13 protein-coding genes and 3 tRNA genes are annotated in these 12,714 nt (G+C 45.2%); 3 read left to right on the top strand and 13 right to left on the bottom strand.

Annotation, left to right across the window (positions count from 1 at the left end; all coding sequences use genetic code 11):
- The 3 genes from H3V14_RS07955 to H3V14_RS07945 form a co-directional block, all read right to left on the bottom strand.
- Positions 1-96 (bottom strand): GTP-binding protein (locus tag H3V14_RS07955; RefSeq protein ID WP_246713085.1); only part of this gene is annotated, 96 nt, incomplete at its 3' end.
- Positions 97-260: 164 nt separating this feature from the next.
- A tRNA-Gly gene (locus H3V14_RS07950) sits at positions 261-334 on the bottom strand.
- Between the two features lie 23 nt (positions 335-357).
- Positions 358-442: transfer RNA gene (locus tag H3V14_RS07945), tRNA-Tyr, on the bottom strand.
- A 208-nt stretch (positions 443-650) separates the two neighbouring features.
- Here H3V14_RS07945 and H3V14_RS07940 point away from each other — a divergent pair.
- Positions 651-1,484, top strand: a complete 834-nt coding sequence (locus H3V14_RS07940; protein ID WP_198227805.1) for an RNA methyltransferase — start codon at positions 651-653, stop codon at positions 1,482-1,484.
- Positions 1,485-1,558: 74 nt separating this feature from the next.
- On the opposite strand, the gene H3V14_RS07935 is transcribed toward H3V14_RS07940, so the two are convergent.
- The 10 genes from H3V14_RS07935 to H3V14_RS07890 form a co-directional block, all read right to left on the bottom strand.
- Positions 1,559-2,278 carry a rhomboid family intramembrane serine protease gene (locus tag H3V14_RS07935; RefSeq protein WP_369522675.1) on the bottom strand — a complete coding sequence of 240 codons (720 nt, stop codon included), beginning with the start codon at positions 2,276-2,278 and terminating at the stop codon, positions 1,559-1,561.
- A 10-nt stretch (positions 2,279-2,288) separates the two neighbouring features.
- Positions 2,289-2,798 carry a hypothetical protein gene (locus H3V14_RS07930; RefSeq protein WP_198227801.1) on the bottom strand — a complete coding sequence of 170 codons (510 nt, stop codon included), beginning with the start codon at positions 2,796-2,798 and terminating at the stop codon, positions 2,289-2,291.
- Positions 2,799-3,472: 674 nt separating this feature from the next.
- On the bottom strand, positions 3,473-3,847 hold the full coding sequence (locus H3V14_RS07925) for a L,D-transpeptidase (RefSeq protein WP_225867811.1): 375 nt from the start codon (positions 3,845-3,847) through the stop codon (positions 3,473-3,475).
- Between the two features lie 178 nt (positions 3,848-4,025).
- On the bottom strand, positions 4,026-4,646 hold the full coding sequence (locus tag H3V14_RS07920) for a division/cell wall cluster transcriptional repressor MraZ (protein ID WP_246785081.1): 621 nt from the start codon (positions 4,644-4,646) through the stop codon (positions 4,026-4,028).
- 379 nt (positions 4,647-5,025) lie between these two features.
- The gene (locus H3V14_RS07915) at positions 5,026-5,454 is read right to left on the bottom strand and encodes a DUF2155 domain-containing protein (protein ID WP_083639798.1); all 429 of its coding nucleotides are present in this window, start codon (positions 5,452-5,454) and stop codon (positions 5,026-5,028) included.
- Positions 5,455-5,545: 91 nt separating this feature from the next.
- A complete protein-coding gene (locus tag H3V14_RS07910; RefSeq protein WP_075914628.1) occupies positions 5,546-5,944 on the bottom strand; it encodes an NADH:ubiquinone oxidoreductase subunit NDUFA12 in 399 nt (132 codons plus the stop codon).
- Positions 5,945-6,049: 105 nt separating this feature from the next.
- Complete coding sequence (locus tag H3V14_RS07905; RefSeq protein WP_198227799.1) at positions 6,050-6,538, bottom strand: GNAT family N-acetyltransferase; 489 nt, start codon at positions 6,536-6,538, stop codon at positions 6,050-6,052.
- A 5-nt stretch (positions 6,539-6,543) separates the two neighbouring features.
- On the bottom strand, positions 6,544-8,043 hold the full coding sequence (gene gatB, locus H3V14_RS07900; RefSeq protein ID WP_198220465.1) for an Asp-tRNA(Asn)/Glu-tRNA(Gln) amidotransferase subunit GatB: 1,500 nt from the start codon (positions 8,041-8,043) through the stop codon (positions 6,544-6,546).
- 138 nt (positions 8,044-8,181) lie between these two features.
- Complete coding sequence (gene tig, locus H3V14_RS07895) at positions 8,182-9,678, bottom strand: trigger factor (RefSeq protein WP_198227797.1); 1,497 nt, start codon at positions 9,676-9,678, stop codon at positions 8,182-8,184.
- 151 nt (positions 9,679-9,829) lie between these two features.
- Positions 9,830-9,912, bottom strand: a tRNA-Leu gene (locus tag H3V14_RS07890).
- A gap of 673 nt (positions 9,913-10,585) precedes the next feature.
- On the opposite strand from H3V14_RS07890, the gene trmFO reads away from it, so the two are divergent.
- Positions 10,586-11,989, top strand: a complete 1,404-nt coding sequence (gene trmFO / locus H3V14_RS07885) for a methylenetetrahydrofolate--tRNA-(uracil(54)-C(5))-methyltransferase (FADH(2)-oxidizing) TrmFO (protein WP_371809459.1) — start codon at positions 10,586-10,588, stop codon at positions 11,987-11,989.
- A complete protein-coding gene (gene gph, locus H3V14_RS07880) occupies positions 11,986-12,660 on the top strand; it encodes a phosphoglycolate phosphatase (RefSeq protein WP_198227795.1) in 675 nt (224 codons plus the stop codon). Before trmFO ends, gph begins: the two co-directional genes overlap by 4 nt.
- The last annotated feature ends 54 nt before the right edge of the window (positions 12,661-12,714 follow it).

Genomic DNA, 12,714 nt, shown 5'->3' with positions numbered 1-12,714 from the left:
AATCGCTGCTGTCAGCGTTGTTTTACCATGGTCAACGTGACCAATCGTGCCGATGTTTACATGCGGCTTCGTACGTTCATATTTGCTTTTTGCCATCGCCGTCGATCTCTCGTCTTGTTTACACCCCAACCGGGGCTTCAGAACCGAACATTGCCGGAATAAAAATTCACACCGGCTAAAATCTAAAAAGACGGAAACTTCCGTCTGGTCACAATGGAGTTCAACCCCACATTTTAATTGCTTTATCGCCAACGACCGTCTGGAGCGGGTAGCGGGAATCGAACCCGCGTATTCAGCTTGGAAGGCTGCTGCTCTACCATTGAGCTATACCCGCACGTTGACTCCGGCTCCGGTAAATGGTGGAGGGGGTTGGATTCGAACCAACGTAGCATAAAGCAACGGATTTACAGTCCGTCCCCTTTAACCACTCGGGCACCCCTCCATTAAAAATACCTAGCGGAGTTGCGCGATAAGGCATATACAACCAGACCAAATACATAAAGAACTCGTTCTGTTTGTGTGGGGCGTTATGCCGTTTACCATTGCCTCTGTCAACAGGTTAAATTCCGTTCTTTTCAATTTCATAACAAAAAAGTCTTTTTCGACATTTTTTAGTATCGGATAAGCCGCGCAATCGGCTATAGAAAAGCATGAATGAAAAAACTCCCAAAGATTCCCATTATGCCCGCTTACGCCGTCAATATCGCGACAGAACCGGCAAAAGAGCGGACAAGAGTAATCGGTTAAAAGTAGATCCGTCCCCCTTCGGTGCCGGAGAGCTCAGACTTTACGGTCTTCATACCGTTGCAGCGGCTTTGCAGAACAAAAAACGTAAGCTTACTAAACTTTTTGCCACTAAAAATGCGTTTGATCGGCTTGGCGTCGACGAATCAAAAATAAATTGTCCGATGGAAATTGTTAGCCCGAAAGTGCTTGATTCGCTTGTTGGTAGCGAGGCCGTGCATCAAGGTATTGTTCTTGAAACAGAGGCGTTGAAACCGCGTTCGCTTGACGAGCTTTCGAATACCGATCTTGTCATTGTGCTTGATCAGGTCACTGATCCCCATAATGTCGGGGCTATCATGCGTTCTGCCGTTGCATTCAATGCCGGTGCTCTTATCACAACAAACAGACATTCTGCACAGGAGACAGGAGTCCTTGCAAAAGCAGCCTCCGGTGCATTGGAGCTTATAGACCACATTACCGTGCGCAATCTCGCAGAGGCACTGGAAGAACTGCATAAAGCCGGTTTCACAAGTTTCGGGCTTGATTCGGAAGGTCCTCTTCCTCTCGAGCCAAGTTTGAAAGGCGGCCATATTGCTTTGGTTCTGGGAGCAGAAGGAAAAGGCTTGCGGCAAAAGACACGCGAAACGGTTTCAGTGCTCGCACGGCTGGATATGCCGGGTGCGATAAAATCGCTCAACGTGTCCAACGCAGCAGCTATTTCGCTTTATGCTGCACGTAATCATCTTGATAAAAAATGATTCCCAAAAATCATAACGGATGGCCAAAGCATAACTCGTGCACGATTTTTCGGGGATGCCTGGTTTTGCGTGTTTTACATTTCGAGGTTTCTGCGTCTATCGAATAATCCGATCAGAAAAAAGCCTGCCGCCAAGCCACCAAGATGCGCAACCCAGGCGATCGAACTCCCTTCTCCGTCCATTGAAGGTGTCGCAACACCTGTGATGATATCAATAACAATCCAAGTACCGATAAAGACAAGCACATTTTTCGAGGTCAATGATCGGGAAATGGACAGGATCGGCCCGGCAAATTCCGATCGTTGATTTTGTCCGACGGTTTGCACCTGACGAAAACCGTAGCGGCTAGCTGCCCCCATCATACCGGATATTGCGCCCGATGCGCCGACCATTGGCACATAACTGTCGCTATAAACATAAAGATGGGCAAATGCAGCGATAGCCGAACAAACGAACCAGAATACAATGAATTTTATGTTGCCGATCCGGTTCGCAAGAGGTGAGCCGAATATAACAAGCCACATCATATTGACTGCTACGTGCATAAGACTTGCGTGCAAGAATGAGTAGCTCACCGGCGTATACCAGAATTTCATGAAAGCAGACAGGAAGAAGTCGGGAACAAACGAAAAGTAAGTATAAAAAATATCATATTGTCGCGGTGAAAAAAAATATTCCGGAACAATAAAACTCAATACACATATCGCAACGATAGTGACGATAACGGGAGGAATATTGAACAGCGGTGTGTGCGTTTTTCGATTTCCCGTATAGTCATTAAAATCATTGTTCACATCCGCTCTCCTAATGCCTGAAATGCTTTTTTGCAAATAATGGTATAAGGCGCACATAAAAGACTTCGGCAACGAGTTCGACGCAAGTTTGCGTTAAAATAACGAGCGCTACCAAAGTTTGTGCACTTGCGGGTGTGATAAATAACAAAAGTGGCAGCAAAACGAGTGAATTGCGCGTCGAAACACTAAAACTCACCGCTATTGCCTGCTTTTCATGAAGCCTCAACAATTTCGCTGCCAAAAAACCGATAAATGGAGCAAGACCCCCATAAATCCCATAGAAAACTATGCCGTAAAGAAGAGCGCCAAACAGTTTGTGGTTTTCACACCTCCCGTCAAAACCATCGGTGTGGGTGGTTAGCGAATCTACGTTCGTTAGCCCACCGACAACATTGTGTGACGGCATTTCTGTTGTGAGCTCGTGGCAATCACCTCCGAATATCGAAAAAATCTGAGAAAAAGCATAAGTGGCAAGAATCACCAATGTGAGCGATGTGACGATAACAACACTGTTTTTCATGAAGGAGGTAGAAACGGAAATCATTCGGTTGCGAGAGGAAAAACGCTGGAGAAACCAGGCAAGGCATATAGGAATAACCAGAACCTCGAAAACAGAACGCAACAAAATGCTTAAATTTTGGTGACCAATCCCGGGAAGTTTTGTTCCCGCGAAAGGGCTTACAAATAAAAATCCAAACAAACAAAATTGAAAGATCAACAAAACAGGAAGTGCCGCAGTCAAAGCTGCTATATCGCCTTTGCCCGAACGACAAAAGGATACAACATAATCGACACAAGGTGCACAAAGGAGCATGGCGCCGAATGCTGTGAAATAAAGATATGGATCGTTGGCGCTTATTAATTTCGACAAAGGCGACATGTTTAACAAGCTATTCAAGAATGACAGCCCGAGCCGGATTAACAAGAAGACGAGAACCGGGATTAAAATAAAATTCCCGACGAGCAGTCCGACTATAAATCGTCCATTCCTGAAACTTTTTACCACAGACGCAAAAGGAACCTGTAAAAAAGTAACGAACAATAAAATGGGTAAAACGAATTTCAAAGCTGCGTCGGAGAACTTTGATATCGACGGAAAACAGGCTAAAGCGATACCAATAAAAATTGCTGCGGTATAAAATACTGTTTGATTATTTTCGAAGAAATCTGGCCAATTACAGCGTTTGTCACCCATTATTTAATCACAATTTTCAAGTTCCCCAGCCCCTCTTCCTGCAACATTTTGTAGAGAATCTGGGCATTTGCAGTATTAAGACGTACACAGCCATGGCTTGCCGGACTACCAAGCCTGCTTACATACGACGTCCCGTGGATGGCATACCCCTCATTATAAAAAATGGCATAAGGCATAGGTGCATTGTCATATTTGCGGCTTCGCCACATTTTGTGCATTCTGACCGGTCTGAACGTGCCGCTCGGCGTCGCATAGCCTTTGCGCCCTGTCGATACTTTCCAATGATAGAGTGTTTTACCATTCTTCTTAACAGTCATTGTTTGATCCGAGACATTAACCAAAGCCAATAGATTGTCGGCAGAAGCCAAATTCATCGCAGAAAATGAAAAAAACAACGCCTCAATTAAGACAGAAGATAATTTCCAATACATCTCAGCCCACCCGCTCTATTTTCAAACAATTTTCTGAAATAGCTTAAAGCGTCAAGATGAAAAAAAGAAACAAAAAGTTAAAAAATCGTTAACTCGTTATCAGATAAAATGATCGTGAAGATTAATATTTTGGCATAGATTGCATTTGGTCCAGAACTTGTTGGAAAGCTCTTTTATCAAGGAAACCATCTACATAATTTCCGCGTCCAACCAGTTTGAAAATAAATCCGCTCACTGCATATTGGCGAAATTCATCTTCAGGAATAAAGATGCGTCCCTTTTCCGACATTGTGCATCCGAGAGTACATACAATATTGAGTTTTTCACGCGCGACATAGCGGTAGTTGCGTTTTTGCGACCATGCAAGACTGATATCAAGATCATTGCTGTTGGTTGACGTTGCTATTGTGTCGATCACATACCCCTGATTGCTAATCCACTTTGCCTGCATTTCCAATTGTATCAGCGGATTATTGGTAAAATAGAAACTTTTGGAACTAAGCTCGGTAACACGCGTATAGTAATCATGCGTCGTGGACGGTTCGGTTGTCCACTGACAAGCGGTTAGACAAGAAGCCAAAATCAAACAGGATAAAATCCTTTTTACCAGACGAAACGATGGCATATCCAGCCTTTCAACACTGTGATTGATTAATGGCGAGATTACCCCCCGACGCTTACGCCAAGCTTGAGAAGCTTTAATTTTGTTAAAGAGATATTGCTCGACTTCGAGATCGTCCATACATCCGGCAAAAGACCGAAAAACGCGACGGGCTTAGGAGAGAATATCGGCCTGTATTCATGTGGGGCACAAACTTTCAGTACACTTTTAACATTGTCTTACTGTGACTGAAGTGATCTTTTCGTATTTTCAACCCGTTACATGAAATTTTCGCCAATCAAACCGCCACTTGATTTTTCCGGCCCTATATCGGTCGCAAATTCCAGACGGTTTGACGGCAAACTGCAGTCAAAAAGGGCATGATCCTGTTAATCCTTTGCCGGTGGATTGAAAGAGAACTGTTATCGGAAAAGTTTTTTTCAACAAAACACAAATTCCGGAATTGCCTCACAATGCTGCAACGACATTCTAAGATATAACTATATAATTTTAAAAACGATTATTGGGGAGCAGGAACTTTTGATTTCTGTTTGCAGTCTTTCAACCAGACATCATAGATCGGATGTTCAACCGCATTAAGACCAGGGCTGTCGGCAAACATCCAGCCGGTAAAAATACGTTTGATTTTTTTATCCAGCGTAATTTCGTTGACTTCGACAAATCCATCCGTCCGGGTTGCCTCGTCTGCCGAGTTCGAATAGCAGACACGTGGCGTTACCTGTAACGCCCCGAACTGATATGTTTCTCCGATATAGACATCGAAAGTTGTAATCCGTCCGGTAATTTTATCGAGACCTGAGAAAACTGCAACAGGATTGCTCAGACGCGTTGTTTCCTGTGCAAAAGATGCACTTACACCGGAAAGGTAGCCAGTCAGGCAGGCCACAGCAAACAGGCAATGTGTGGGTAACGGTTTAAAAAATTTCATAGCACCGCAACAATGACTTTAAAGTGGTTGCACGCTTAACTGACAATTATGGCAATACAACGGAGAACAGAATGCATTCCCGTTGAACTCGTTATTTACCGGGTGTCCAGGCGTCATAATCGCCTGTAACATGCGGGCGCTGCCCATGGTGAGCAATCGACCCCTTCGGGGAATAGGCCTTGCTTGTACCGGTCATATTCGGAATATGCGGTTTTTCCCATTCACGTGCATGATAATCTTCTGCACTCGGCGGTGTATCGGTACGATGGTGTATCCAACCGTGCCAACCGGCAGGAATGGTTGAAGCTTCGGAGTAATTTTTATAAATTACCCAACGACGTGTATAACCATCTTTATGATGGCTACCCTCGTAATAAACATTGCCGAACTCGTCTTCGCCGACGCGCTTACCATTGAGCCACGTAAAAAACCGCGTATTAATGGTGTTTCCATTCCACCATGTAAAAATCTGTTTCCAGATACCAGCCATTTCAGTACGAGCTCCTTCAATTCAGCCCATAAGCTTTAAACGAAAAAATACACTTTTCCAGTTATGCAGCCCAACTGCATTAAAAGCAAGTCATTATTCGTGTGATCAGAACAGCGTCTTCTCAAGAACAACATCATTATCCGACTTGTTGTCACCACTTTTCCCGAGGTGCTTATACCCCTGTTCTTCAAAGAACTTTTGTGTCCGCACATCTTTTTTATTGAGTACCACACGAATTTTCCGCGCTGCCGGAAAGGCCTCTTCAAGTTCGATCAACAAACGTTGACCAATCCCCTGCCCCCGACTTTCAGGTTTAACGCATAAATGCAGTACAAGCGCTATCTCGGAATCGCCCTTTACCGCTCCTTGTGCAGCATAAGCCACGCCGTGAAGCATATCGCCGTCGTCCGCCACAACATATTCGGATGCCGGACGGCTCAGCATTTTTTTCAACATATCGGTCGTGTAATCATGGGCGATTTTACGATCTACTTCTTCACGCCCGACAAGATCATCTAATGTAGCGTGCCAAGTTTCGACCAAAAGGTCATGAATGGCATTGATATCATTCCTGGATGCAGTGCGAATCCACATGATCGTTATTCAATCCCGAGTTTTGCCTTTATCAATTTGTTCACGACTTGCGGGTTTGCCTTGCCACCGGTCTTTTTCATGACCTGTCCGACAAACCAACCTGCCAATGTCGGTTTTTCTTTGGCCTTAGCCACTTTATCCGGATTGGCAGAAATAATCTCGTCCACGGTTTTTTCAATAGCTCCGGTGTCAGTAACCTGCTTCATGCCACGCGCTTCAACAATTTTTGCAGGATCCCCACCCTCATTCCAGACGATTTCGAACAAATCTTTTGCGATTTTACCTGAAATTGTGCCTTCTTTGATGAGGTCAATAATTCCACCAAGCTGATTTGCACTCATCGGAGATTGTGAAATATCAAGACTTGCTTTGTTGAGTGCGCCCAAAAGATCGTTAATAACCCAATTGGCTGCAAGTTTGCCGTCACGGCCGTTGGCTACTTCTTTAAAAAAGTCGGCAATCGCTTTTTCACTTACAAGAATGGAAGCATCGTAAGCGCTCAAGCCCATTTCATTGATGAAGTCTGATTTGATTTCGTCCGGTAATGCAGGCAATCCTGCTTTAAGCTCGTCGACAAAAGCCTGATCAAAAACCAATGGCAATAAATCCGGATCGGGAAAATAGCGATAGTCATGCGCTTCTTCTTTGGAGCGCATCGGCCGCGTCTCGCCTTTGGCCGAATCAAAAAGTCTGGTTTCCTGATCGATTGTGCCACCATCTTCGAGAACAGCTATCTGACGACGCGCTTCATAATCAATTGCCTGGCCGATGAAACGGATCGAATTGACGTTTTTGATTTCACAACGGGTGCCAAAATCTTCACCGGGGCGTCGTACGGAGACGTTTACATCGGCACGCATGGCACCTTCGTCCATATTGCCATCGCATGTTCCAAGATAGCGAACAATCGTACGCAATTTCGTTACATAGGCTTTTGCTTCATCGGAAGAACGCAAATCCGGCTTTGACACAATTTCCATCAACGCAACACCCGAGCGGTTAAGGTCAACAAATGACATCGTCGGATGTTGGTCGTGAATGGATTTTCCGGCATCCTGCTCAAGATGAAGCCGTTCAATGCCGATTTCCACATCTTCGAACTCGCCTTTTTTATCGGGCCCGACAGAAATCGTAATTTTGCCTTCGCCCACAATTGGCTGTTCAAACTGGGAAATCTGATAGCCTTGAGGCAAATCCGGATAGAAATAATTTTTGCGATCGAATACGGATTTCAGGTTAATTTTGGCGTTCAATCCCAATCCGGTTCTGACTGCCTGTTTCACACATTCAATGTTGATAACAGGCAACATTCCCGGCATAGCCGCATCAACAAAGGAAACATGGGCATTGGGTTCAGCTCCGAATTTTGTGGAAGAGCCGGAAAAAAGCTTCGAATTGGATGTTACCTGAGCGTGCACTTCCAATCCTATAATGACTTCCCAGTCACCGGTAGCTCCGGAGATGAAACGTTTCGGGTCAGCTGTACGGGCATCAACGAGTGTCATTAGAAATCCATCATTCTTTCAAAAAATAAAATTATTTCTATTGGCTAGTCCAAACAAGCGTCAAGTGCAAGCAAAGAGTGCAATACATACAAAAAAGGCCCGGTAAAACCGGGCCTCGTTTATTTTTTAAAAAGTCGATCAATCTTTTTTCGTTGTCTTTTTGGCTGCAGTCTTTTTAGCGGAAGCTTTTTCCTCACTATGAGCCTTGGCAGGTGCTTTTTTATCGTCAGACTTTTTGCTTTCCGATTTCTTGCTCTCGGCCTTTTTCTTCGGGGCCGACTTTTTCGGAGAAGTTTCGTCTTCTTCCTCTTTTACCAATTCTTCCGCAGTTACCTTTTTATCTGTAACCTTTACCTTGCCCAGCAAGTGATCAACGACCTTTTCTTCAAAAATCGGAGCACGCAAATTGGCAACGGCGTCCGGTGTGCGGCGGAAAAATTCGATAATCTGTTTTTCCTGCCCCGGATATTGGCGAACCTGATCATAAACAGCCCGCTGTAATTCGTCTTCAGAAACGGTTATACCGGCTTTTTCACCGATCTCTGACAGAACAAGGCCAAGACGGACACGCCGTTCGGCAAGCTTGCGATATTCGTCGCGCGCTGCTTCCTCGGTTGTCTCTTCATCCTCGAAAGTGCGACCGGCCTGTTTCAATTCATTGGTAATTTGTGCCCAGATATTATTGAACTCGACGTTTACAAGGCGTTCCGGCGTTTCAAAATCATAATCATTGTCGAGCGCGTCCAGAATTTGGCGTTTTACTTTTTGACGGGTAATTGTGCCATACTGGTTCTCGATCTGCTCGCGAATGACATCACGCAGTTTCTGAAGTGATTCGAGTCCGAGCTTCTTTGCGGCTTCGTCATCGATTTTAAGCTCGTCAGGCTTTGAAACTTCCTTCACCGTAATGTCGAAAGTTGCTTCCTTGCCTGCAAGATGCTTGGCATTATAGTCATCAGGGAATTTTACAGTGATGACCTTTTTGTCTCCGGCTTTTACGCCAACGAGTTGCTCTTCAAATCCCGGAATAAATTGTTTCGAACCAAGAACAAGTTGTGCATCATTATCAGCACCACCTTCGAAAGGTGTACCATCAAGCTTTCCTAGATAGTCAATCGTTACCCGATCACCATCTTCGGCCTTGCCTTTCTTTTCGGTGTAAGTGCGTGTTGACGAAAGGACCCTCTCGACCTGTTTGTCGACATCGGCCTCCGGTACTTCAACAACTTCGCGTGTGACAGCAATACCGGATACGTCCTTAAGGTCGAATTTCGGCAAAACTTCATATTTGAGAGTAAAGACAAAATCGGCATCGCCGTTCAGGACTTTTTCCGCTTCTTTTTCGTCTTCGCTCATATCGATTTCGGGCTGTGTAGCCGAACGTTCGTTGCGATCGGAAAGAATTGAACGCGGTGTATCCTTCAAAATCCCGTTGATGACATCAGCCATGAAGGACTTGCCATACATCTTTTTCAAATGGCTGACAGGCACTTTACCAGGGCGGAAGCCGTTCAGCTTGACCTTGTCTTTAGCGTCGTCAAGACGTTCATTCAACTTTGCTTCCAGATCTTTAGCGGGGACCACTACTTTGATCTCGCGCTTCAATCCCTTATTAAGCGTCTCGGTAACTTGCATCGAACAACCTTCATTTTTTCTGAGGACAAGTACTTAAGCCCTGTCCGATACCAATTCTGCTCTAACACTAAAGCGTCAGAATACCATGAAGCGGACTTCCGCCTCAAGCGGAACCCCGCAAAAATTCTCTTTGCATTCAAGGCCGTTGCTGTGGTGCGGATGAAGGGACTCGAACCCCCACGGTTACCCGCCAGAACCTAAATCTGGTGCGTCTACCAATTTCGCCACATCCGCAAATCCTGATAATCAGGTTTGCAACAAACCATAGGCAAGCGGCGTCTCTATATCATTCAATTTCTATCAATCAAAGGAAAAAAGCTGACTCGTGCAATTTTTAACCCATATATGCAAAAAGAAACAGAACAAAAACCTGATGCGTAAAATTATAAAGAGAGCAATCGGGGAAAATCTTGGGTAAGCCCCCCATCAAAACGGGAATGAATAAACAGTTCCGAACGTTCTTACCACCTTCACTCAATGATTTCATGTTATTTAAATAGAATGACAAAAGGCCATTCATTGTATTGCAACATGAAAAGTTTTGAATAGCAATTATTGCCGGTTTGAATGTTCAGTCGTCACACCTAGGTTGCCAGTCAAGCAGAACAAGTATTATAACCTGTCTCGCCCCTTCTCCGGACTGTCATAATTGCATTTATCCATTACGAAAAAATTCGTCTTATGCCTGTTTTCCGATAGTTGGTACAAAGGAAACATCCAGCTTCCACAAAATTATCGGTTGACGCCATATATTAAAAAAATCGTCCCCATTCAGGCGCCTGATTTATCGTCTAGAAGACCGGCATAAATAGTCTGAAAAGCCGTCATTGTCTCCGTGCTTTTTGTACCATAAGGTGATATTGACCGGCTCACGCTTGATTTTTATGGTTTGATGCAAACAATGATGATGTCGAATTTTTCAATGAAGCCGCTTCACGTTATTGGCGGTGGTCTGTCTGGCAGTGAAGCTGCATGGCAAATTGCCGAAGCCGGCATTCCTGTTATTTTGCACGAAATGCGCCCGGTTGAACAAACGCCGGCACATAAAACTTCGCAGCTTGCCGAACTCGTCTGCTCCAACTCGCTTCGTTCTGATGATGCTTCCACTAACGCCGTTGGTCTTTTGCACGCGGAAATGCGCCTTGCCCACTCGCTCATTATGAAGGTGGCTGATGATCATCAGGTACCGGCAGGCAGTGCGCTCGCTGTTGACCGCGAAGCTTTTTCCAAAACAATAACGAAACTGATAGAAAACCACCCGTTAATTACCGTTGACCGCGGAGAAATTGCGACACTGCCACCGGAAGAATGGGGAAACGTGATCATTGCCACAGGTCCTCTCACATCTCCCCGTCTAGCTGAAGCGATAACAAACATTACCGGTGCCCAGTCGCTGTCGTTTTATGACGCTATCGCGCCGATCGTCTATAAAGATAGTATCGATATGGATATTTGTTGGTATCAGTCCCGTTATGACAAAGTCGGGCCTGGCGGTACCGGCAAAGATTACATTAATTGCCCGCTCGACAAGGAGCAATATGAGCACTTCGTACAAGCACTGACAGAAGGGGAAAAAATCGAATTTCATGAATTTGAAAACGTACCTTATTTTGATGGCTGTCTTCCTATTGAGGTAATGGCCGAGCGTGGTCCCGAAACCTTGCGTCATGGCCCCATGAAACCGATGGGACTTACAAACGCCCATAATCCGACTGTAAAGGCTTACGCCATTGTGCAGTTGAGACAAGACAATGCATTGGGTACGCTCTATAATATGGTCGGCTTTCAAACCAAACTCAAATATGGCGAACAAACCCGCATTTTCCGTTCAATTCCAGGACTGGAAAATGCAGAATTTGCACGCCTTGGCGGCATACATCGCAATACTTATCTCAACTCGCCCCTTCTTCTCGACGAAACTTTGAGGCTGAAAAAACTTGAACGGTTGCGCTTTGCAGGTCAAATGACAGGGTGTGAAGGCTATGTCGAATCGGCCGCGATGGGGCTTGTGGCCGGTCGCTTTGCGATTGCAGATTATAAAGGATTGGAACAAAAATTACCCCCCGTTACAACAGCCTTCGGGGCGCTACTTAACCACATAACGCGTGGCCATATTGCAATTGAAGATGGAACTAAACAATCCTTCCAGCCGATGAACATCAATTTCGGTCTTTTCCCGCCTATTGAAGTCGAGAAAAAAGAAGGTAAACGTCTACGTGGAAAAGAAAAAATTCTGGCTAAAAAGCAAGCTATGACGGCGCGCGCACTGGCCGACTGTAAAACATGGTTGAACGAGGAGAAAACCCAATGAGTATCTCGCCCATAATTATCTTCGATCTTGATGGAACACTCGTCGATTCAGCACCGGATTTGCTCGATAGTCTCAATTTTTCTCTTAAACAAGACGGATTAAAAACTTTCACTCCCGATGACATCCGCCGCCTCGTCGGTATGGGGGGCCGCATCATGATAGAACGTGCACTGACTTTCCAGAAAATCAAACCCGACAACGCGCATGTAGAAAAGTTGTTAGGAACTTTCTTACGCCATTATGAAGAAAATATGCCGGGCAAAACGCAATTTTTCGATGGCGTTGATTTGGCACTCGATAAACTTTCGGAAGCCGGTTACAAGCTTGCTGTTTGTACCAATAAACATGAAAAACTGGCTCGCCACCTGTTGGAGGGCATGGGTGAGGCCAGCCGGTTCATAACCATTGTCGGCGGTGATACATTTGCTTACCACAAACCGGATGCACGCCACATCCTTTCCACAATTGAACGCGCCGGTTGCAACCCTGATAGAGCAGTGATGGTAGGTGATAGCCAGGCCGATATTCTTGCTGCACAAAGCGCCGATATTCCGGTTATAGCTGTCGATTTCGGATATACAGATAGACCAGTCAGCGCTTTCAATCCGACAAAAATAATCAGTCATTTCAACGAACTCACCCCTGATCTTGTAGCAAAATATATCAATTGAAAACACGAGGAAAAAAGCGGCGTTTGGCCGGAAAAACGAAAGCGGGATAAAGTC

The sequence above is a fragment of the Bartonella sp. W8151 genome (genome assembly GCF_016100385.1).
In the GTDB taxonomy this organism is placed as follows: Bacteria; Pseudomonadota; Alphaproteobacteria; order Rhizobiales; family Rhizobiaceae; genus Bartonella; species Bartonella apis.
The sequence above is the reverse complement of the archived record's forward strand: the minus strand, read 5'-3'. Positions and strand labels throughout refer to the sequence as shown.